Annotated in this window: 22 protein-coding genes and 2 pseudogenes; 15 read left to right on the top strand and 9 right to left on the bottom strand. The window is 64.1% G+C overall.

Annotated features, from left to right (window positions below; genetic code table 11):
* Positions 1-61: 61 nt before the first annotated feature.
* The 5 genes from CHB90_RS17500 (at position 62) to CHB90_RS17480 (ending at position 4,176) form a co-directional block, all read left to right on the top strand.
* On the top strand, positions 62-727 hold the full coding sequence (locus tag CHB90_RS17500) for a hypothetical protein (protein WP_089279148.1): 666 nt from the start codon (positions 62-64) through the stop codon (positions 725-727).
* A gap of 58 nt (positions 728-785) precedes the next feature.
* Positions 786-1,445 carry a histidine phosphatase family protein gene (locus CHB90_RS17495; protein WP_089279147.1) on the top strand — a complete coding sequence of 220 codons (660 nt, stop codon included), beginning with the start codon at positions 786-788 and terminating at the stop codon, positions 1,443-1,445.
* Positions 1,446-1,550: 105 nt separating this feature from the next.
* Entirely contained in the window at positions 1,551-2,606 is a 1,056-nt protein-coding gene (locus CHB90_RS17490) for a saccharopine dehydrogenase (RefSeq protein ID WP_089279146.1), read from the top strand.
* The gene (locus tag CHB90_RS17485) at positions 2,603-3,733 is read left to right on the top strand and encodes a saccharopine dehydrogenase family protein (protein ID WP_089279145.1); all 1,131 of its coding nucleotides are present in this window, start codon (positions 2,603-2,605) and stop codon (positions 3,731-3,733) included. The genes CHB90_RS17490 and CHB90_RS17485 overlap by 4 nt, the downstream gene beginning before the upstream one ends.
* A complete protein-coding gene (locus CHB90_RS17480; RefSeq protein ID WP_089279144.1) occupies positions 3,730-4,176 on the top strand; it encodes a hypothetical protein in 447 nt (148 codons plus the stop codon). The genes CHB90_RS17485 and CHB90_RS17480 overlap by 4 nt, the downstream gene beginning before the upstream one ends.
* 153 nt (positions 4,177-4,329) lie before the next feature.
* Here CHB90_RS17480 and CHB90_RS17475 read toward each other — a convergent pair whose 3' ends face one another.
* From CHB90_RS17475 to CHB90_RS17465, 3 genes are read right to left on the bottom strand one after another with little or no spacing between them, the layout of a single operon-like run.
* Entirely contained in the window at positions 4,330-5,457 is a 1,128-nt protein-coding gene (locus tag CHB90_RS17475; RefSeq protein WP_089279143.1) for a CaiB/BaiF CoA transferase family protein, read from the bottom strand.
* A complete protein-coding gene (locus CHB90_RS17470; protein WP_089279142.1) occupies positions 5,457-6,128 on the bottom strand; it encodes a DsbA family protein in 672 nt (223 codons plus the stop codon). Before CHB90_RS17470 ends, CHB90_RS17475 begins: the two co-directional genes overlap by 1 nt.
* Before the next feature lie 37 nt (positions 6,129-6,165).
* On the bottom strand, positions 6,166-6,678 hold the full coding sequence (locus CHB90_RS17465) for a DUF721 domain-containing protein (protein WP_089279141.1): 513 nt from the start codon (positions 6,676-6,678) through the stop codon (positions 6,166-6,168).
* 79 nt (positions 6,679-6,757) lie between these two features.
* On the opposite strand from CHB90_RS17465, the gene mutY reads away from it, so the two are divergent.
* The 3 genes from mutY to CHB90_RS17450 all read left to right on the top strand — a co-directional run bounded on the left by mutY (position 6,758) and on the right by CHB90_RS17450 (position 10,215).
* Positions 6,758-7,819: an A/G-specific adenine glycosylase gene (gene mutY / locus CHB90_RS17460; protein WP_089279140.1), complete on the top strand. Its 1,062-nt coding sequence runs from the start codon at positions 6,758-6,760 to the stop codon at positions 7,817-7,819.
* A 63-nt stretch (positions 7,820-7,882) separates the two neighbouring features.
* Complete coding sequence (locus tag CHB90_RS17455) at positions 7,883-9,016, top strand: alkane 1-monooxygenase (RefSeq protein WP_089279139.1); 1,134 nt, start codon at positions 7,883-7,885, stop codon at positions 9,014-9,016.
* A gap of 278 nt (positions 9,017-9,294) precedes the next feature.
* Positions 9,295-10,215, top strand: a complete 921-nt coding sequence (locus CHB90_RS17450) for a manganese-dependent inorganic pyrophosphatase (protein WP_089279138.1) — start codon at positions 9,295-9,297, stop codon at positions 10,213-10,215.
* Positions 10,216-10,345: 130 nt separating this feature from the next.
* On the opposite strand, the gene sfsA is transcribed toward CHB90_RS17450, so the two are convergent.
* Positions 10,346-11,053, bottom strand: coding sequence for a DNA/RNA nuclease SfsA (gene sfsA / locus CHB90_RS17445; RefSeq protein WP_089279137.1), 708 nt, complete (start codon positions 11,051-11,053; stop codon positions 10,346-10,348).
* 49 nt (positions 11,054-11,102) lie between these two features.
* On the opposite strand from sfsA, the gene CHB90_RS17440 reads away from it, so the two are divergent.
* The 4 genes from CHB90_RS17440 to CHB90_RS17425 all read left to right on the top strand — a co-directional run bounded on the left by CHB90_RS17440 (position 11,103) and on the right by CHB90_RS17425 (position 14,154).
* Positions 11,103-11,837 carry a competence/damage-inducible protein A gene (locus tag CHB90_RS17440; protein WP_089279136.1) on the top strand — a complete coding sequence of 245 codons (735 nt, stop codon included), beginning with the start codon at positions 11,103-11,105 and terminating at the stop codon, positions 11,835-11,837.
* 88 nt (positions 11,838-11,925) lie between these two features.
* Positions 11,926-12,663 carry a GNAT family N-acetyltransferase gene (locus CHB90_RS17435; RefSeq protein ID WP_089279135.1) on the top strand — a complete coding sequence of 246 codons (738 nt, stop codon included), beginning with the start codon at positions 11,926-11,928 and terminating at the stop codon, positions 12,661-12,663.
* A complete protein-coding gene (locus tag CHB90_RS17430; protein WP_089279134.1) occupies positions 12,660-13,229 on the top strand; it encodes a peroxidase-related enzyme in 570 nt (189 codons plus the stop codon). The genes CHB90_RS17435 and CHB90_RS17430 overlap by 4 nt, the downstream gene beginning before the upstream one ends.
* The gene (locus tag CHB90_RS17425; RefSeq protein WP_089279133.1) at positions 13,201-14,154 is read left to right on the top strand and encodes an OmpA family protein; all 954 of its coding nucleotides are present in this window, start codon (positions 13,201-13,203) and stop codon (positions 14,152-14,154) included. Before CHB90_RS17430 ends, CHB90_RS17425 begins: the two co-directional genes overlap by 29 nt.
* 20 nt (positions 14,155-14,174) lie before the next feature.
* On the opposite strand, the gene CHB90_RS17420 is transcribed toward CHB90_RS17425, so the two are convergent.
* Positions 14,175-15,080 (bottom strand): LysR family transcriptional regulator, encoded by a 906-nt coding sequence (locus CHB90_RS17420; protein WP_089279132.1) that lies wholly within the window; start codon positions 15,078-15,080, stop codon positions 14,175-14,177.
* Positions 15,081-15,288: 208 nt separating this feature from the next.
* Between CHB90_RS17420 and CHB90_RS17415 the strand changes: the two genes are divergently transcribed.
* Positions 15,289-15,732, top strand: a complete 444-nt coding sequence (locus tag CHB90_RS17415) for a DUF4399 domain-containing protein (RefSeq protein ID WP_089279131.1) — start codon at positions 15,289-15,291, stop codon at positions 15,730-15,732.
* Positions 15,733-15,815: 83 nt separating this feature from the next.
* Here the strand turns inward: CHB90_RS17415 and CHB90_RS17410 are convergent, their stop codons facing one another.
* A complete protein-coding gene (locus CHB90_RS17410) occupies positions 15,816-16,616 on the bottom strand; it encodes a c-type cytochrome (RefSeq protein ID WP_089279130.1) in 801 nt (266 codons plus the stop codon).
* A gap of 167 nt (positions 16,617-16,783) precedes the next feature.
* On the opposite strand from CHB90_RS17410, the pseudogene CHB90_RS27580 reads away from it, so the two are divergent.
* A pseudogene (locus tag CHB90_RS27580) lies at positions 16,784-16,966 on the top strand (DUF4399 domain-containing protein); the annotation flags it as partial.
* A gap of 96 nt (positions 16,967-17,062) precedes the next feature.
* Here CHB90_RS27580 and CHB90_RS17405 read toward each other — a convergent pair.
* Both CHB90_RS17405 and CHB90_RS17400 read right to left on the bottom strand, forming a co-directional pair.
* The gene (locus tag CHB90_RS17405) at positions 17,063-17,623 is read right to left on the bottom strand and encodes a type 1 glutamine amidotransferase domain-containing protein (RefSeq protein WP_089279129.1); all 561 of its coding nucleotides are present in this window, start codon (positions 17,621-17,623) and stop codon (positions 17,063-17,065) included.
* A gap of 105 nt (positions 17,624-17,728) precedes the next feature.
* Entirely contained in the window at positions 17,729-19,753 is a 2,025-nt protein-coding gene (locus tag CHB90_RS17400) for an NADPH-dependent 2,4-dienoyl-CoA reductase (RefSeq protein WP_089279128.1), read from the bottom strand.
* 157 nt (positions 19,754-19,910) lie between these two features.
* Here CHB90_RS17400 and CHB90_RS17395 point away from each other — a divergent pair, with 157 nt between their 5' ends.
* Positions 19,911-20,987: a hypothetical protein gene (locus CHB90_RS17395; protein WP_089279127.1), complete on the top strand. Its 1,077-nt coding sequence runs from the start codon at positions 19,911-19,913 to the stop codon at positions 20,985-20,987.
* Here the strand turns inward: CHB90_RS17395 and CHB90_RS17390 are convergent.
* Positions 20,945-21,228, bottom strand: a pseudogene (locus tag CHB90_RS17390) (IS5/IS1182 family transposase); the annotation flags it as partial. The gene CHB90_RS17395 and the pseudogene CHB90_RS17390 sit on opposite strands and share 43 nt — an antisense overlap.

The following is a 21,228-nucleotide window of genomic DNA, read 5'->3' as shown; positions in this document are numbered from 1 at the left end:
TTGCCCACGCCGCCCCGTTGCCGCTAGGATCGGTTCAAACCCGCCGTACAGGAGTCCCCCCATGTCCCCGCTTGCCACCCGCACCGCCGCTTGCCTGATGATTTTGCCCCTTGCCCTGTCCGCTCAGGCACAGGCGCAGGATGCCGCTTGCCACGACCGCATCGCGGCGATGATGCAGGAGGGCGGCGCACTGGACGCGTTCCAGCGCCCGCCACACCGGCTTGTCAACACGGTGACAGCCCCCGACGGCACGGTGCGCTACGTCTTTGACACCATCTGGGACACCCCGGCGCGCAGCGTCTCCGGCATCAAGGGCGGCGGCACCTATACACTGGTCATCGACAGCGACAGCTGGATCGGTCCCGACCTGACAGGCCCGTGGACCAAGGCCCCCAACCAGTTGCCGCCCGACCGCGAGGCATTCCAGCGCAAGCAGATGGCGCAGATGGTCGCCAATCTGACCGACACGGCCTGTCCCGGCGCCCTCGATCTGGACGGCAACACCTATGAGGTCGTTTCCTATTTCACCAAGACCGATCCGGACGACAGCATGGGCGGCGCGTGGTTCGGCGCGCTCAACACCGTCTACATCGACCCGGACACCGATCAGGTCATGCGCTGGGACATGACCGATTTCGTCAGCTCCTTTGCCCCCGAGATCAGCAAGGACTTGCACACCCAGGTCTTTACCTACGATCCGTCAATATCCCTCGAACGACCCGACTGACCCTTTTCCTCTGCCCGGCCCCGGCGTATCAGCGCCGGGCACAGCAGCGGAGACCGGCATGTCATTCATCACTCTCGTCCGCCACGGACAGGCCAATTCCAGCGCCCGCGACGAAGACAGCTATGACCGGCTCAGCGATCTGGGCTGGCAGCAGGCGCGCTGGCTGGGCGGGTACTTTCAGCAGACGGGTGAGAAATTCGCCCGCGCCTATTGCGGCACCCTGCGCAGGCACGTCGAGACGCTTGAAGGCATCGCCCCGGACAGCCTTGCCGCGCCGGTGCAGGACGCGCGGCTGAACGAACTGGCCTATTTCGACATGGCGCAACTGATGCAGGCGCAGCACGGCATCGCCATCCCCGGCGACCGTGAGGAATTCATCCAGCACCTGCCGCAACTGCTGGCCCACTGGCGCGATGGCGACATCCAGAACGCGCCGGAAAGCTGGACCAGCTTCGAGAGCCGCGTGACCGACGCCCTGACCGAAATCGCCGCCGGCGAGGGCCGCGCCATTGTCGTCACCTCGGGCGGTCTGATCGGCATGGCGATGCGGGTGATTCTGGAGCTGGAGGTAAAGGCCATGGCGCATCTCTGCCTTGCCATCGAGAACAGCTCCCTGCACCGGATACAGCCGCTGTCCACCGGGTTGGCCATGACCCAGTTCAACTCACTGCCCCACCTCGACACCCCCGAACGGCAACACGCCCGCAGCCACCTGTAACCCGGCCCCATTAACCCGGCCCTCTCGGAAAACTGCTTGCACCCCCGCCCGCGCGCAGGTTCTCTGCCCCGCAAGGATCAGGCCCGCAAAGATCAGGAAGCGACAATGACCCATCTGTGGATCCGGGCGGAAAGCCGCCTCAATGAGGAACGCACCGGCATCACGCCCGACGGCGTGGCCGCCCTTGTCAAACACGGCTTTCGCGTCACGGTCGAGGATTGCCCGAAACGCATCCTGCTCCCGCAGCCCTTTGCCGATGCGGGCGCCGAAATTGCACCCAAGGGGTCATGGCCCGACGCGCCCCGCGACGCCATCATCCTTGGCCTCAAGGAACTGCCCGAGGCGGACACCCCGCTGATCCACCGCCACATCATGTTCGGCCACGCCTACAAGGGCCAGACCGCAGGCGCGCGGCTGCTCAAACGCTTCGCCGCGGGGGGCGGATCGCTCTATGATCTGGAATACCTCGTGGATGACAAAGGCCGCCGCGTTGCTGCCTTTGGCTATTGGGCGGGCTATGCCGGGGCGGCGGTGTCGCTGCTGGCCTGGGCCGCGCAGGGTGACGGCAAGATCTGCCCGCCGGTCTCCACATGGGACGACGCGGATGAACTGAAGGACGCCCTGCGCGCCGCGCTGGACACGGTGCCGCGCGCCTCTGTCATCGTGATCGGCGCCAAGGGCCGCGTCGGCACCGGCGCCCGCGATCTGTGCACCGAACTGGACCTGCCGGTCACCGCCTGGGACATGGCAGAAACCGCGCGCGGCGCGCCTTTCCCGGAAATCCTCGACCACGGGATCTTTCTCAACTGTATCCTCGCCACCGAAGGCGTGCCGATCTTTGTCCCGCCAGAGGCCTGTCTGGCAGAGCGCGCCCTGCGGGTGATCGGTGACATCGCCTGCGACCCGGACAGCCCGTTCAACCCGATCCCGCTGTACCATGCGGCCACCACATGGTCCGCGCCGGTGGCCCGCGTCAACGACGCGCCGCCGCTGGACATCATGGCCATCGACAACCTGCCCTCGCTGCTGCCGCGCGAATCCTCGCAGGATTTCGCACAGCAACTGCTGCCCCACCTGCTAAAGCTGGATGATCTTGAGACCGGCGTCTGGGGACGGGCGCATGAAACCTACCTGAAACACAAACCAAAGGACGCGATATGACCATCCATTGGTGCGGCACCGGCCTGTCGGCGGTGCCCGGCCTGCGACGGCTGATCGAAAACGGCCACCCCGTCACGGTCTGGAACCGGACAGAGGCCAAGGCCCGTGAGGCCGTCGGCGATCTGACCGACGACATCCATCCCTTTGACCGCGACGCGCTGGCCGCAGTGCTGAAACCGGGCGATGTGATCGTCTCGATGCTGCCGGGCGACTGGCACGTCCCGCTGGCGGAACTGGCGCTGGACAAGGGCGCGCAGTTTGTCTCGTCCAGCTATATCTCGCCGGAGATGCGCGCGCTGGACGCCCGCGCCAAACAGTCCGACGCGCGCCTGATCAACGAGGTCGGCCTTGATCCCGGCATCGACCACCTGATGGCCCATTGGCTGGTGGCGGACTACCGCGCCTCAAACGGTTTTGACGCAGACAACGCGCTGTCGTTCACCTCATACTGCGGCGGCGTGCCGAAAATCCCCAACGCCTTTCGCTATAAATTCAGCTGGGCGCCGGTCGGCGTGCTCAAGGCGCTGAAATCCCCCTCACGGTCGATCCGCCACTTCAGCGAATTGAACGTGGACCGCCCATGGGATGCGCTGTCGCGCTACGACGCGCCGCTGCCCAGCGCCGAGAGCTTTGAGGTCTACCCGAACCGCGACAGCCTGCCCTTCATGGCGGATTACGGGTTTGAAGAGACATGGAAGGTCAAGAATTTCGTGCGCGGCACCCTGCGCCTGAACGGCTGGGCAGAGGCGTGGAAGGACATCTTTGCCGAGGCAGGCACCGCCACAGACGCCCGCCTGCAAGAGATCGCCGACAAACTGCTGGAAGAGAACGCCTATGACACCGATGAACCGGACCGCGTTGTCCTGTGCGTCGCGCTGGAGGCGGAAAAGGACGGCACCCCGGTCTATCACAAGACCTATATGATGGACGCATGGGGCGATGCGCGCAGCAGCGCCATGGCCCGGCTGGTGTCGATCCCGGTGTCGCTGGCGGTCGAGGCAGTGCTGGACCGCGCCGTCCCTGCCGGTGTCAGCGCCGCACCTTCGGACCCGAAACTGGTGGCGCGCTGGTTGGATGAGGTCCAGACCCTTGCCCAGCATCTGAACGTGGTGGACCATCTGGCATGAGGGCGCTGGCGCTGACCGCCCTGCTGGCCAGCCCGGCCCTGGCCGCCGATGTCTGCCATGACATCAACGCGGGCGCGGGCTGGCAGGTGATGACCGTCCCGGCGGGGCAGGTTCAGGGCGTGCGCAGCAGCGGCTTTTGGTCGGTGGACCCCGCCCTGACGCCCGCTGGCACCCAAGGCCACGGCGGCCCTGACGCCACAGTCCTTGCCACCCGGACCGATCCCCGCCCCTTTTCCGACGCCCGGTTCGGTGCGCTGCTGGTCCGGTTTGAGGCCGCAGGGCAGGCGCAGGTCATGGACTGGACACGCTTTCACGGTGCCGTCAGCCAGTCCGGCGTGTTCAACATGAACGTCGGCCAGATCGCGTTCCGCATCAACGAGGGCGACGCGGAGTTGGCGGACAATGACGGCACCCTGACCGTCTGTTTTGAGTACCTGGACTGAAGCAAAGTGAATCGGCGCGCCTGCGGCCCGCCGATCCGCCGGGGGCTTTGCCCCCGGACCCCCAAGGGTATTTGACCAGAGAAGAAACGCAGGGAAGGCTTGGGCTGTCTGCCGTGGCCATCACCTGCCGCATGGTCGCGCCTGGCCGGATTGTCAGCCGCCTGCTTCGCCCAGCTTTGGCGCAGGGCGTGCCAGCACCAGGTCCGCGTCGGAAAACCGGAAAGGGGCGCGCACGCCCGGCACGCCGTCGGGCGCGATTTGCAAGCCGCGCGCAATCACTTGCGGGTCGGCAAACACCGCCGCCATGTCGTTGATCGGCCCTGCGGGCACGCCAGCCGCCTCGCAGTCCGCCAACAGCTTAACCTTGGTCCGGGTTTGTGTCGCCTCGGTCAGCCGCGCGATCATGGCCTCGCGGTTGGCGACCCGGTCTGCGTTGCTGGCAAACTCTGGCGCTGTGGCCATGTCGTCCAGCCCCAGCAGGCGGCACAACCTCTGGTATTGCGCGTCGTTGCCGGTGGCGATGATGATATGCCCGTCCGAACAGTCAAACACCTGATAGGGCGTCAGGTTCGGGTGATAATTGCCGGTGCGCCCCGGCGGCGTGCCGGTGCTGAGATAGTTCAGCGCCTGATTGGCCATGGCCGAGACCGCGCAATCCATCAGCGCCATGTCGATATGCTGGCCCTTGCCGGTCCGGTGCCGCTGGTGCAGTGCCGCGAGGATGCCACTGACCGAATAGAGCCCGGTGAACAGGTCGGTGATCGCCACGCCCGCGCGCTGCGGTTGGCCGTCCGGGTCGCCGGTGATCGACATGAAACCGGACATGCCCTGAATGATGTAGTCATAGCCTGCGCGATGCGCATAGGGGCCGTCCTGCCCGAACCCGGTGATGGAGCAATAGATCAGGGCGGGGTTCACCGCGCTGAGTGAGGCGTAATCCAGCCCGTATTTCGCCAGCCCGCCGACCTTGAAGTTCTCGATCAGGATGTCCGCACCTGCGACCAGTTCGCGCATACGCGCCTGCCCTGCGTCAGAGGTCAGATCCACCACCTCGGACGCCTTGCCCCGGTTGCACGAGTGGAAATAGGAGGCCGAGGTATCGCCCTCCCGTTCGATGAATGGCGGCCCCCAACGGCGGGTGTCATCGCCCTGCGGCGCCTCGATCTTGATGACCTCGGCCCCCAGATCGGCCAGCGTCTGACCGGCCCATGGGCCGGCCAGGATGCGCGCCAGTTCAATGACCTTGACCCCTTCGAGGGGGCCGCGCGGTGCCGATGTCATCAATCCAGCTTGGCGTCCAGGATCGCCGAGAATTCCTCGTAGCTCATGTTCGAATGGGTCTTGCCGTCGATCACAAAGCTGGGGGTCGAGGTGATGCCATGTTCCGCCGCGTTGGCCTGAAACCAGCCCACCAGCGTCGCGATCTGGTCGCCGTCGTTCAGGCAGGCCTCGATCTGGTCGCCGTCCATCCCGGCCAAGCGGCCGATCTTGCGCAATTCGTCGATCACCGCGGCCTCGGACCCGGCGCGCGCCCAGTCCTGCTGACCCTTGTAGATCAGGTCGGTGATGCCAAAGAACTTTTCCTCACCGCCGCAGCGCGCAATCAGCGACGCCCAGACACCGACCTTGTCAAAGTAAACCTCACGGTAGGTGAATTTCACCTTGCCGGTGTCGATATAATTCTGCTCCAGCTTGGGGATCAGGTTGGCATGGGCGCTGGCACAATGCGGGCAGGTATACGACGCGTATTCGATCACCTCGATCGGCGCATCCTCGGCCCCTTTGACCATTTCCGTCACGGACGAGATGTCGATGTCAGCGGTCTGCGCCTGTGCCGCGCCGACCAGACGCACGTCAGCCGCCCCTGTCTGGCCCGCGCCCTGCGTCAGATACCATGCGCCGCCACCAAAAAGCGCCAGCGCAACCGCGCCCGCCGGGAGGATCCATTTCATGTTGTTCGCCTCTTTCCTGTCGGTCCTTGGGCCAGGATCACTCCCGGCCCGCCTTCGATATGACGTTTGCCGCCAGACGTTCAAGCGCCGCGCGCAAATCCGCGTCGCCGACACCCATGGCCACCGCCCGCGCCTGTGACTGCACCTCTGGCGTCGCGGCCTTGGCCCCGGCGTCCTTGGGACGGTGCTGAAAATCCACCTGCCCCTCGGCAAAGCCGGTCGGGGCGGTCTGCGTCACCCGCACCCGCGAAATGGCGTTGTAGCCATAAACCGCGTTGATCCGCGCGCGGATTTCCTCGCGCCGCATCTCGACCATCGGGGCCATCGCGCCCGTGGTCAGCAGCGTCAGCGTCCCGCCAAAGCCGCCCTTGGCATAGCTCACCTCAACCGGGCGCGAGATCGCCGCCACATCGGCACCGGCAATTTCGTCCCAATGGGTCAGCACGCGGGTCTGGGCGAATCCCCGCCCCTCCGCCGCCTTGCGGATGCGCCCCTGCAACAGCTTGGACGCACTGGAAAACCCGTATGTTGTCGGCTTGCGATCCGCCACGTTTGACTCCCCGTTCCCAAGGCTATTCTAGTGACCACGCGGGGCGGCACCAGCCCCCTTCCGACACGGAGTTTCACCCTTGCGTGATGAGCCACTGCACAGCCCTGACCCGCAGGCGCTGCTCGACTGGTACGACCGCCATGCCCGCGCCCTGCCGTGGCGCATCGGTCCGGCGGCGCGCGCGCGCGGCGAATTGCCCGATCCCTACCGGATCTGGCTGTCCGAAATCATGTTGCAACAGACCACCGTCGCGGCGGTCAAGGAGTATTTCCTGGCCTTCACAACCCGTTGGCCAACCGTTCAGGCACTGGCCGGGGCCAAGGACGCCGATGTCATGGCCGCATGGGCGGGGCTGGGCTACTACGCCCGCGCCCGCAACCTGCTGAAATGCGCCCGCGCCGTGACGCTGGATCACAATGGCCAGTTTCCGCGCGATTTTGCCACGCTGCTGACCCTGCCCGGCATAGGGCCCTATACCGCCGCCGCCATCGCCTCGATCGCGTTTGACCAGCCGGAAACCGTGGTGGACGGCAATGTGGAACGGGTCATGGCGCGCCTGTTCGATGAACACACGCCGCTGCCCGCCGCCAAGCCGATCCTGACAGACCACGCCGCCCGCCTGACCCCGCAGGACCGCCCCGGCTGTTATGCGCAGGGGGTGATGGACCTTGGCGCCACCATCTGCACGCCCAAACGCCCCGCCTGCGGGTTGTGCCCGTGGCGTAGCGCCTGCACCGCATGGGTGCGCGGCACCACTGCTGAGCTGCCCAAGAAATCGCCCAAGAAACGCAAACCCACCCGGTTTGGCATTGCCTATCTGGCGCGCCGCGTCGATGGCGCGATGTTGCTGGAAACCCGCCCTGACAAGGGATTGCTGGGCGGTATGCTGGGTTGGCCCGGCTCTGACTGGACCGAAGACCAACCCGCCGAGGCCCCCCCCATCCGCGCCGAATGGAAAACCATAGCCGGTGAAGCCCGCCACACCTTTACCCATTTCCACCTGCGCCTGACGGTCAAAACCGCGCTGGTGCCGATGGAACGGCCCCCGGATCGCGGAGACTTCATCGAATTGCCTGAATTCAGCCCCGGTGATCTGCCAACAGTCATGCGCAAGGCCTTTGACCTTGCGCAAAGCGGCTGATCGCCGCTTGGGACAGGCTGACCCCTGCCCTATCATGACCCCGTCACAGATCAGAGACCGCCGATGACCACCGCCGCCCAAATCGCCAAACCCAGCGCCGCCTTGCCGTTCTACATGTCCTACCTGCTGATCCCGCTGGTCTGGATCGCGGCGACGCAGGGCGGCTATTGGGTGCTGCTGCCCATTCTGGCCACATGGTATCTGTTCACCGCGCTGGACGCGGTGCTGGGTCTGAACACGGAAAACGCCGATCCGGACACCTCCGACGCCGATCTGCGCTGGTACAAGATCCTCACCGCCCTCTGGGTGCCGCTGCAATTCCTCAGCCTGTTTGCGCTGATCTGGTACGTCAGCCGCGCCGCGCATCTGAGCGGGCTGGAAAAGTTCATGGTCTTCTTTGGTGTCGGCGTGATGACCGGCACCATCGGCATCAACTACAGCCATGAGCTGATGCACCAGAAAAACCGGGTAGAGCGTTTTCTGGGCGATCTGCTGCTGGCGATGGTGCTGTATTCGCATTTCCGCTCCGAACACCTGCTGGTGCATCACCGCTATGTCGGCACGCCGCGCGACCCGGTGACCGCGCGCTACAATGAGGGCTTTCACCGCTTCTACCCCCGCGTCTTGCGCGACAGTCTGCGCTCCAGCTTTGCCGCTGAACGGGCGATGTTGGCGCGTAAACGCCTGCCGTGGCACGATTTGTCCAATCCGTTCTGGCGCTACTGGGGGTTGCAACTGATCATGCTGGCGCTGGCCTTTGCCTTGGGGGGCTTGGGCGGCGTGGCGCTGTTTCTGGTGCAGGCCGGGGTGGCGATCTGGCAGCTTGAGCTGGTGAATTACGTCGAACACTACGGATTGACTCGCAAGCATCTGGGCGACGGCAAATACGAACACGTCCTGCCGCGCCATTCGTGGAACGCGGCGCACAAGGCGTCAAACTGGCTGCTGATCAACCTGCAACGGCACTCGGACCACCACTACAAACCCGACCGCCGCTTTCCATTGTTGCAAAACCACTCGGACGCGGACGCGCCGCAACTGCCCTATGGCTATCCGGTGATGACCATGGCCGCGATGGTGCCGCCTTTGTGGAAACGGGTGATGAACCCGCGGGTAAAGGCATGGCGCGCGCAATATTACCCCGAGATCAAGGACTGGTCGGCCTACAACAAGGCGAAAACCCCGCTGCCGCGATAAGGTTGGCGGACTTGCAGGCCGGACCGTAGGCCGGGCTTCAGCCTGGCGACTCCCCGGCCACCCACGCCTTCCGTGGAACCGACCAAACCCTAACCAAAAGTGAATTCGTCTCTGTAACCCATTGATTTTCCATACCCACACCTCTGTCCACGCGCGGACACCCTGTCCCGCGCCCTGATCGGTCCCAAGGTCGCACCCCCTCGCTGCGGGGTGACAACACCCCAAAGCGGAGCTATCAGGCGCGCAAATTCGATGTATCCAGCGAAAGAGGATTCCCCATGACCACGCAGGTTTTCGGCCACAAATCCCCCGACACCGACAGCACCGGCAGCCCGATCATCTGGGCCTGGTATCTCTCCGAAATCAAAGGTGAGGCCGCCACGCCCGCCCTGCTGGGCGAACCCAACACCGAGGCCGCCTTCATGCTGTCCCACTGGAACCTCGACAAGCCCGAGATCATCGCAGACGTGGCCGAAGGCGCGCCGGTTGTCATCGTCGACACCAACAACCCGGCTGAGCTGCCCGCCTCGATCAATACCGCCGACATCCGCGCCATCATCGACCACCACAAGCTGGTCGGCGGGCTGGAAACCAAAGGCCCGATCGACATCACCGTGCGCCCGCTGGCCTGCACCGCCACGATCATGGTCGACCTGATGGGCGACGACGCCGCCCGGATGCCCGACGCCATCAAGGGCGCGGCACTGACCTGCATTCTCAGCGACACGCTGGAATTCCGCTCGCCCACCACCACAGCACACGACAAGGCCGTGGCGGAGAAACTGGCCGCCGATCTGGGTGTGAACATCGCCGAGTTCGCCGGGCAGATGTTTGCCGCCAAATCCGACGTCTCCAGCTTTTCCGACGCCGAACTGATCCGCATGGACAGCAAGGAATACGAAGTCGACGGCACCAAGTTCCGGGTCTCGGTCCTTGAAACCACTGCGCCGGAAATCCCGCTGGGCCGCAAGGACAGCCTGATGGAAACCTACAAGACCGTGCAGGCCGAGGACGGCGTGGACGAGGTTCTGCTGTTTGTCGTGGACATCCTGAAAGAAGAAGCCACGCTGCTGGTCCCCAACGACCTGGTCAAAGGCGTGGCCGAAAAGAGCTTTGGCGCGACGGTCACGGGCGACACCGTGGTCCTGCCCGGCATCATGAGCCGCAAGAAGCAGATCATCCCGAACCTCAAAGTGTGATTGGTCCGGCCCTTTGCGGATCTCAGGGCCAATCCAACTGAAACAATTGTACGGGGGCCGGTTGGCCCCCGTTCTTTTTTGTGCGGGTGGGGGCGTTGCCCCCGTCGGCTGCGCCTCCCCCAGGATATTTTCAGACAGAAGAAACGGGGAGAGGCGTGCCCAGACTGATCCCCTCCGGCGAGATCTGACAGCCAAGCGCCATTGCTTCGACGCCGGCGGCCTGCGCCTTTTCAAACCCGGCACCGTAGGCCGGATCGATGTCGGAGGCCAAGGTCACGCGCGTGCAGTCGGTCCGCTGCACGAGATAGAGCATGACGGCGCGGCGCCCCTGTCGGGCCATCTCTGACAGTTCGGCCAGGTGTTTCGTGCCACGCGCGGTCACGCTGTCTGGAAATTCCGCCAATCCGGGCTGGCGCGACAGAGTGACGGATTTCACCTCGACATAGCAATCTGCCCGGCTTTCGCCGGTCAGCAGGAAATCGATCCGACTGTTGGTGCCGTATTTCACCTCTGGCCGCACAAGATCATAGCCGTCCAGCCCCGCCACCTGTCCGGCCATCAACTCGGCCTTGAGGACCCGGTTCGGCACGCTGGTGTCGACGCCAGTGAAATGGCCATTGCCGTGGTCCACCAGCCGCCAGGCCCATTTGAGTTTTCTCTTGGGGTCGTCGTTCGGTTCCAGCCAGATGCGCAGGCCTTCGTCCTTCATTCCCAGCATGCTGCCGGGGTTGGCCACATGGGCCGTCACCTCGCGCCCGTCCTCGAGCAGACAGTCGGCGAGAAAGCGTTTGTACCGGCGGAGCAGCGTCGCGGGGACGAGAGGGGTTTGAAAGCGCATGAGCGGGGCCTATACCGTAGCGCGACGCACGCGCCAAGGAGCCGCACACATGTCCAATCCCACCGCCGCCATGCTGGTCATCGGGGACGAGATCCTGTCAGGACGGACCCGGGACGCAAACATGCACTACCTGGCCCAGGAATTTACCAAACACGGCATCGACCTGTGCGAAGTGCGTATCGTCTCGGATGAGACCTCTGCCATTGTCGCCGCAGTCAAGGCGCTTAGCGAGGCGTTTGACTATGTCGTGACCTCCGGCGGGATCGGGCCGACCCATGACGACATCACCGCGCCCTGCGTGGCCGACGCCTTTGGCGTCGCGATCACGGTACGCGACGATGCGCGCGCCATCCTGCAAGCGCACTATGACCGGCAGGGAACGGAGTTGAACGAGGCGCGCTTGCGCATGGCGCGAATCCCGGACGGTGCGGCGCTGATCGACAATCCGGTGTCCGCTGCGCCGGGGTTCTCATTGGGCAATGTGCACGTCATGGCGGGCGTGCCGTCGGTGTTTCAGGCCATGGTGTCCAGCGTCCTGCCGGGTCTGACCGGTGGTCAGCCGCTCTTGTCGCAAACCCTGCGCATCGAACGTGGCGAGGGCGATATCGCCGGGCCGCTAAGCGATCTTGCCACACGTTTCGACGACCTGTCCATCGGGTCCTACCCGTACCAGCGCAATGGCGTCTACGGCGCCAACGTCGTGATCAGGGGCACTGACGGTGGCCGGATCGACGCCGCCATGGCCGAACTTTCGGCGCTGTTTCCCGAGGCCGTCGCGCCGTGAGCCGCCGTGCGGCACGCGGGCCGCATGGACAGCCCCGGCGGCAGCGGCCATAACGTGACAGACCCTGTTTCAACCTTTGGCCGCTGTCATGTCCGATGACCTAAACCCGTTCTTCGACGCGCTCGACGCCACCTGGCCTGCGGCGGCCAGGGTGGCCGCCGGTCCGTGGGTGCTGCGCGAGGGGCGCGGCGGTGGCAAACGTGTCTCTGCAGCCACTGCGCGCGGAGACTGGCGTGAAGACGATCTCGCCGCGGCAGAAAAGTCCATGAAAATGATGGGACAGGTTCCGCTGTTCATGATCCGCCCCGGCGAAGAAGCCCTGGATGCTGCGCTGTCGGAACGTGGCTATGCCCTCATCGACCCGGTACAGCTGTGGGTTGCGCCGATTGACCGGCTGACCGACCTGAGACTGCCGCGCGTCACGGCCTTTGCCATCTGGGAACCCCTGGCCATCATGCGCGAGATCTGGGAGGCAGGCGGCATCGGAGCCGCGCGCCAGCGGATCATGGACCGGGCCGCGCCGCCCAAGACCGGCATCCTGGGTCGGGTCTCGGACAAGCCCGCAGGCGCCGGCTTCTGTGCAGTCCATGGCGAAACCGCCATGGTCCACGCGCTGGAAATCGCGCACGACCATCGGCAAAAGGGGCTGGGCGGCTGGATGATGCGCTGTGCCGCGCTGTGGGCGGCCGATCAGGGCGCATCACGCATCGCCGTTGCCGCCACCCGGGAAAATACCGGGGCCAACGCGCTTTATGCCACCTTGAAGATGGAGGTGGCCGGGCATTACCATTACCGGATTCTCAACGCCGAAAGCGAGGACTTGTGACCGACGCCCTTCCCACCGCGCTGAACCTGCCCATGGCAGATCCGCTGCCGGACGCCACGCAGAAATACTTCGACATCTGTCAGGACAAGCTGGGCATGGTGCCCAACGTGCTCAAGGCCTACGCCTTTGACATCGCCAAGCTGGACAGCTTTACCGCGATGTACAATGAGCTGATGCTGGCCGACAGCGGCCTGTCCAAGTTGGAGCGCGAGATGATCGCCGTGGTGGTGTCCGCCGTGAACCGCTGCTTTTACTGCCTGACCGCGCATGGCGCGGCGGTGCGCGAATTGTCGGGCGACCCCAAGCTGGGGGAGATGCTGGTGATGAACTGGCGCGTCGCGGACCTGAGCCACCGGCACCGCGCGATGCTGAAATTCGCCGAGAAGATGACCGTGGCCTCTTCCGAGGTTGCCGAGTTCGACCGCGAGGCGCTGCGCGACGCAGGGTTCTCGGAGCGCGACATCTGGGACATCGCCAACGTCACCGGATTTTTCAACATGACGAACCGCGTCGCGAGCGCCACAGACATGCGTCCGAATGACGAGTACCACGCGCAAGCGCGCTGAGGCGCTTGGTCTGACGCTGTGTCTGGCGCTATCTCTGGCGCTGGCTGCGGGGGGGGCCTGTGCGGCGGAGCTGTCGCTGCCACCCGGGGCCCAGCAAAGCTTTGGCACTTTGCAATCGCCCGGCGCCTACGCCATGCCAGTCGGCCCGTGGCAGAACGGCACCCTGCCGGTTGAACGCGTCGAAGGGCGGGTCGAGGTCGCCGCCTGGCATATTCCGGGCAATGCCGACACGCCGTTCCAACTGGCCAAACCCATGCGCGACGCATTGGTAGCTGACGGTTTTGACATCCTGCTGGATTGCCGGGCGCGGGCCTGCGGCGGGTTTGATTTCCGCTTTGCCACTCTGGTCCTGCCGGCACCGGAGATGTTCGTCGATCTGACCGATTTCCATTTCGTCTCTGCGATATCTGACGATCAGGGAGCGGTCTCGATCCTGACAAGCCGCGACGCGCGGTCTGGCTATGTTCAGATTATCCGCGCGGGCGGCAGCGTCGCAAGCATCCGGCCTAGCGCCAAACCCGCGTCGGTGGCTCCGACGGCCGAAGTGCAGGGTGTCAGTGAACAGTTGGACACTCGCGGCCATGTAATTCTGGACGATCTCGTGTTCCGGACCGGATCGACGGCCTTGGGCGACGGGCGTTTTGCGTCGCTGGATGCCATCGCGGCCTATCTTGCGCAGAACCCCTCACGGACCATTCTGTTCGTGGGTCACACGGATGCAACCGGATCGCTGGAGGCCAACCGCGGCGTGTCCTTGCGCCGCGCGCAGGCAGCCGTGACCTATCTACGAGAGCGGCACGACACACCAGCACGCCAGATTGGCGCGCAGGGGGCAGGATACCTTGCCCCGGTGGCGTCAAACCTCACGCCCGAAGGGCGCGAGGCAAACCGCCGTGTCGAGGCAGTCTTGATCTCGACGGAATAAGACAGGCTATGTCAGCCGGATCACCAGATCTGCGGGCCTTTTTCGGCAAAGGCATGGACCAGAAAATCAATGAAGGCGCGGACCTTGGGCTGGGTGAACCGGCCCGGCGGATAGACCGCGTAGATGCCCTGCGTTTCGATCGGCAGGTCGGGGATCGCATCCTCGACCAACCCGGCCTCCATCGCCTCATTGTAGAGGTATGAGGGCAGATAAGCGATGCCAAGACCTGCGATGCAGGCATTCAGCAGCGACTGGCCGTCGTTCACCGTCAGCCACCCCGCCGTGCGCACCTGCCGCTTTTCGCCCGACGGCGCGGTCAGTTTCCACACGTTGCCAGAGGATTGGTTGGAATAATGCAGCAGCTTGTGTTCGTTCAGATCGTCAATGCGCTGAGGGCGTCCGAATTTCTGAAAGTAGGACGGCGACGCGATCATCCGCTTGGTGGTTTCGGTCAGCTTGCGCGCGCGCAGTGTGCTGTCCTCCAGCTCTCCGATCCGCACCGCCATGTCGAACCCTTCAGAGATCAGTTCGACGTAGCGGTTGTTCAACACCATGTTCACGGTGATGTCCGGAAATTCGGCCAGAAACTCGCCCAGCACCGGGCTGAGGTGGTTCACGCCAAAATCCGTGGCCACGCTGATCCGCAACAGTCCAGAGGGGGCCGATTGCATCGAGGTCACAAGCGCATCCGCCTCACCCGCATCGTTCAAAACCCGGCGGGCGCGGTCGTAATAGGCCAGCCCGATTTCTGTCGGCGACACACGGCGCGTTGTACGGTTCAGCAACCGCGCGCCCAGCCGCGCCTCAAGGCTTGAGACATGTTTGGAGACAGCGGATTTTGAAATCCCCATCTTCTTGGCGGCGTCGGTAAAACCGCCCTGGTCCACGACCGTGGCAAAGGCCTCCATTTCGGTCAGACGATCCATCCAGGTCTCCGTTCAACACTACATTTCCTCCAACACCTATGCTTTTGAACTGGGGCGCGATTGGGGCGCAGAGGAGACAATTGAGGGGTATTGCTGTTCTCTGTCGGCGAGGAAGAAACGGAAAACACCTGACCGAAAGGCCGCGACCGTGTAAGCTGTGATGTGATTTCTGCTGCTCAAGACCTTATTTTCAGGGAGACCCAGAACCATGTTCAGAACCATCGCCTACGCCACAGCGCTTGTCCTTGCGCCCCTTGCCGTTTTGGCAGAATCCACACCCTCCCCGGACGGTGCCTCTGTCTATTTCATCAACATCGCCGACGGGGATACCGTGGCAAGCCCCGTTGCGATCCAGTTTGGGCTGTCGGGCATGGGCGTCGCTCCGGCTGGCACCGAGAAGGAATTCACCGGTCATCACCATATCTTCATCGACCGCCCGCCTTTTGGCGAAGGTGCCGAGGATGCGGAATTCGCGGACTACGGCATTCCGGGTGACGACAACCACCGGCATTTCGGCGGCGGTCAGACCGAGGTCATGCTGGGCCTCGACCCGGGCACGCATACCTTGCAACTGGTGCTGGGCGACATGAACCACCTGCCGCATGAACCGTCGGTGGTATCAGATTACATCACGATCACCGTGTCGGAATAGAGCGCCAATCGACCCTGTCAAAAGACGGGCGCCCCGGCCATTGGCCGGGGCGCCGCGCCAGATCTTGCGGGCGTAATGGCGACTTAATCCTGCGGAAGAGTCGAGATATAAGTCAGCACGTCACCGGCGAAATCTGCCCCAAAGGCCCGCAAATTGATCATCTCGACCCCGGGATGGGCGTTGAGGATCTTGTTCATCACCTCGTCCGGGGCCGCGACAGCCTCTGTACCGACATAGGCCGGGCTATCGGCATCCCCCCAGTCCAGATTGCGACCGTCAAAGCCATGGCAAGCCGCGCAGGTGGTCTGAAAAACGGCGCGCCCCCGGTCGATATCGCCCGGTATGACGGTGCGCGTCTCCAGGTTGATATACGCGCTCAAGTCGACCTGCCCCCGGGCGACAAAGGCCGCAACCCGGGCAAGTTCGTCATCAGAGATCATCTGAGGCGTATAGCCATGCGGCTCGGCACGCAGCGCCGCAGCGATCCCGGCCTCATCGCCACCCGACGCCCCCCGGATTCCCATGATACCAGTATGGTGGCTGCCTTCCCGATAGATGCCCTCGACCCCTAGGTAGTCCCAGCCATGGCACTCCTTGCAACGCCAGGTCGTCTCGCCCGATTGTTTGCCACCAGCCGGATAGGCAGGATGGGTTCCCTCCGGCGCGTCACGGTCCAATGCCTCCATCCAGTTGTCATAGATACGGCCCCCGGCGGCCAGCACCCAGGCATCGGACGGGTGGCTGGGTGCGCCATGAATGAACACCGCCGCCATGTCGTCATGGTCGTAATCATGGTCGTCGCCATCCGCGACCGCCGGGACGGACAACCCGGCAACCAGCCCCACACACAAGACACAGGATTTCAATGAATAGAAAACACGCATAATTTCTCCCCCCCACGGAGTTTTCAAGTTTTTTGCGCGTTTCCAAAGGCACACTAGCATGAAATATCGAATTAGCAGCATATTATACCGTCAGCCTAAAAAATCGGCCCTTGCCGTGGTGACCCGTCAAGTCGGCGGCGTGCCCTGATCCATGGCGCGCCGCTTCGGTGAAGGCGACGAGGACGCCGACATTGTGGAATTCGGCATCCCGCCGAAAGCTGGCCGTTTTCATTTTCAGAGGAGGCCAGACGGCGGTTGTTCTGAGGTTCGAACCCGGCGATTTCTGGCTACAATTGATGCTTGGCGACATGAACCACCTCGCGAATGCGAGGCCGTTGGTCTCAGATCACGTCACGATCAACGCTACCGAACACGCGACAGGCCTGAAAAAGCGGGGCGCGCCGATAACACGGCACACCCCTTCTTTTTTCGGAAGGCCGGATTGTTCAGGCCGCTTTCTGGTTGTGGCGCCCTTCTTCGACCTCTTCGACGATCTTGGCCACGAAATCCTTGAGGTCATCGGGGTTGCGGCTGGTGACGATGCCGCTGTCGGCGATCACAGGTTCATCCATCACCCGCGCGCCTGCGTTCTTGAGGTCGGTTCGGATCGACGGATAGGCGGTCATCTCGCGACCCGCGACAATATCCGCCTCGATCAGCACCCAAGGTGCGTGGCAGACCGCTGCGATCACCTTGCCCTGCTTGGCAAAGCTCCGCACCAACGCGATGACCGGCGCCTCTACCCGTAGCAAATCAGGGTTGATCTGGCCGCCGGGGATGACCAGCGCGTCATACTGGGTGGGGTCGGCGTCGGCGATCTTTAGATCAGCCTCGGCCTCACGGCCCCAATCGCTGCCTTCCCAGCCCTTTGCGGGTGCGCCGTCCAACGTCGCCACATGGACCTCTGCCCCCTTGGCGCGCAACTGATCGCGCGGGAATTCCAGCTCGGATTGCTCAAAGCCATGAGTCGTGATCACGAGGATTTTCGAATTGCCGATATTTGGCATGGAAAGCCTCCTTTCGTTGCTGTGTCTGAGACTGCAACGCCCCGGCCGGCGGCCTGTTCCATTCAGGTCAGGGTTTCCGGCCAGCGGTGCACTGGCCGGAAAAGGTCACAGCGCGGCAGCCAGCCGCGTGCCCTGATCAATTGCGCGCTTGGCGTCCAGTTCGGACGCCACGTCGGCACCGCCGATCACATGAACCTCCACGCCCTTGTCGCCCAGCGCATCCGCCAACGACCGTTCGCTGACCTGACCGGCGCACAGCACGATCGTGTCGCAGGCGATGACCTCGGGGCGTTCGCGGGCCTCGCCATAGCTGACGTGCAGCCCGGCATCGTCGATCCGTTCATAGTTGACGCCGCTGCGCATATCGACGCCCTTCATCTTGAGCGTGGCACGGTGAATCCAGCCGGTTGTCTTGCCCAGCCGTTTGCCCGGTCGCTCTGCCTTGCGCTGCAACAGCACCACGTCGCGTTCCGGCGCGTCGGGCTGCGGCCCCTCGGGGGCCAGCCCAGCGCGGGCCTCGGATGGGTCGGTCACGCCCCATTCGCGCATCCAGTCGGGCAGGCTTTCGGTCGGGCTGTCGTCGGTCACAAGGAATTCGGCCACGTCAAAGCCGATGCCGCCCGCACCGATGACGGCCACCCGTTTGCCCACATCGGCGTGGTCGCGCAGCACATCGACATAGCTTTTGACCGACGGATGATCCTGACCGGGGATCTGCGGATCACGCGGCAGGACGCCGGTTGCCACGATCACCGCATCAAACCCCGCCAGCGCGTCGGGCGTCGCCTCTGCCCCAAGGCGCAGGGTGACGCCGGTTTCCTGCACCATCGCAGCGAACCAGTCGACGAGGCCAAAGAACTCTTCCTTGCCCGGGATCTGCTTGGCCATGTTCAACTGACCGCCAAGGGTGTCGGCCTTGTCGAACAACACCACCTCATGGCCGCGCTGCGTAGCCGTGATCGCCGCCGACAGGCCCGCCGGGCCCGCACCCACAACGGCCACCCGGCGCGGCGCGTTGGTCCGTTCGACCACCAGTTCGGTTTCGAACGCGGCCTTGGGGTTCACAAGGCAGGTCGACACCTTGCCCGCAAAGGTGTGGTCCAGACAGGCCTGATTGCAGGCAATACAGGGCGCGATCAGATGTGACTGGCCACCTGCCGCCTTGGCGACGAAATCCGGGTCCGCAAGGAATGGCCGTGCAAGGCTGACCATATCGGCGCAGCCCTCGGCCAGCACCTGTTCCGCCACCTGTGGCGTGTTGATCCGGTTCGAGGTGATCAGCGGAATGCCCACCTGCCCCATCAGCTTTTGCGTCACCCAGGCAAAGGCGCGTCGCGGTACGCTGGTGGCGATGGTGGGAATACGCGCCTCGTGCCAGCCGATGCCGGTGTTGAGGATCGTGGCCCCCGCCGCCTCAACCGCCTGCGCCAGCATCACAACCTCCTCAAAGGTCGAGCCATTGGGGATCAAGTCGATCATCGACAGCCGGTAGATGACGATGAAATCGTCGCCCACGGCGGCCCGCACCCGGCGCACCACCTCAACCGGCAGGCGCATCCGGTTCTCATAGCTGCCGCCCCAGCCATCGGTCCGCTTGTTGGTGTGGGTCACAAGGAACTGGTTGAGGAAATAGCCCTCAGAGCCCATGACCTCGACCCCGTCATAGCCTGCCTCGCGTGCCCGCACGGCAGAGGTGACGATATCCGCGATCTGCTTTTTGATCCCCTCTTCGTCCAGTTCCTTGGGCGGAAACGGAGAGATCGGCGATTTCACCGGAGAGGGTGCCACACATTCCGGCCCGTAAGCATACCGCCCCGCGTGCAGAATCTGCATCGCGATCTTGCCGCCCGCCTCATGTACCCGGCCCGTCACCATCTGGTGATTGGCGATGTCCTGCGGCGTGAACAGCCCTGCCGCCCCCGGAAAGACCCCGCCTTCGCGGTTGGGGGCCATGCCGCCCGTCACCATCAGACCGACATCGCCGCGCGCGCGCGTGGCGTAGAACTCGGCCACCCGGTTCCAATCCCCCCGCTCTTCGAGATTGGTGTGCATCGACCCCATCAGCACGCGGTTCTTCAACGTGGTAAAGCCGAGGTCGAGCGGGCGCAAAAGATGCGGATAATCGGTCATGGTGTCCTCCCGGTTCCTTGCCGCGCACCTCACATCATGCCAGTTACGCTGTCACGATCTACGTCACGTCATGGCCCGGAGGATCGACGCTTTACGCCAAGGCTTTGGTGGTCTAGCGATTCTGCCGCATGGTCCGGGACACCAACGGGACACCAAGATGAGCGATTTTGCCACCCTCAGCCTGAACGGCAGCGGCCTGATGCGCGCCCCGCGCGTGCGACCGGCCAAACGGGCCGAGGGGTATCTTGACCGCTTCGACGCAACAACGCTCTGGCTGGATGCGATCTGGCAAGACGGCTCCGTGATACTGATCTGCCCGCGCCTGAACAACCTCAAGCGTGCCGTTGCGGCGGCACGGTTTACGGTGGACGGCGCAGCGGTGCGCCCTCGTTTGGCGCAGTATTGCCGGCATACGCTGATCCGGCTGCCCGCCCCGTCGCACCCCGAAAACGTCGCGGTCCGGATCGGCGACTGGCAAGGGACAACAGTGGTCCACGACCGCGACACCCGGCTGGACGGATGCAACGTCCTGATGACCCTGTCCAAGGACAATCACCCCGACTGGATCGAGGATTGGGGACGCTTTCACATTGCCCATCACGGCGCGGACGCGGTGCTGTTTGTCGACAACGGATCAGCGACCTGGGGCCCGGACCAGATCCGCCCCGCGTTGGAGCGGGCCGGGTTCCGCCAGATCGTGCTATTGTCCACCCCGCTGCGCTATGGCCCGCGCGGGCTGCCGCCTTTTCTGAATGCCGAATTGTTCCTGCAAACCGGCGTGCTGAACGCGCTGCAATTCCGGTTCCTGCACGGCGCGCGCGCCGTGCTGAACTGCGATGTCGACGAATTGGTCATGACGCCGGGGCGGACAGTTTTCGACGCGGCCGTGAACAGCAGGTTCGGATTTGTGAGCTTTCCCGGTCGCTGGGTCCACCCCGCCCCCGAAACCGATGGCTGGCCAGCTCACGCGGGCCATACCCACCACGACGCTCCACGCAAAACCTGCCCGCCGAAATGGTGCATTGTTCCGGGCGGGCCGCTGCGCGGCTTTCAGTGGCGTGCCCACGGATTGGAACGCCTGCCCCTGCGCCGGATGTTCCAATCTCCCAACGCATGGTTCTATCACTGCCGCAACATGGCTTTGTTGCGCAAAGTCGGTAACGTCCGGAGTTCCCCTTTCCCCGGACGCAATTATCCCACAGGCTCTGTGACGGGTATGCCGAGCGCGGTGTAGCCGTTGAGCACGGCGGCGCGGATCTGAAGTTCGGCGACCTGACGATCGAAGTCGCGCGCCATGAGGCTCTGCCCCAGCAGCTTCACGCAATGCATCTTCGTCTCGGCGCGGCTTCGTCGGTGGTATCCGCTCCATTTTCTCCAGATGGCGCGGCCAAGGTATTTCGAAGCGCGCAGCGCCTCGTTCCGAGCGATAGCCCCTGCAGTCGATGGCTTCCACGGCTTGGCATTCTTGCGCGGCG

Origin of the sequence: Antarctobacter heliothermus, assembly GCF_900188425.1 — a bacterium.
In the GTDB taxonomy this organism is placed as follows: Bacteria; Pseudomonadota; Alphaproteobacteria; order Rhodobacterales; family Rhodobacteraceae; genus Antarctobacter; species Antarctobacter heliothermus.
Note: the sequence above shows the minus strand (reverse complement) of the source record. Positions and strands in the feature narration are given on the sequence as shown.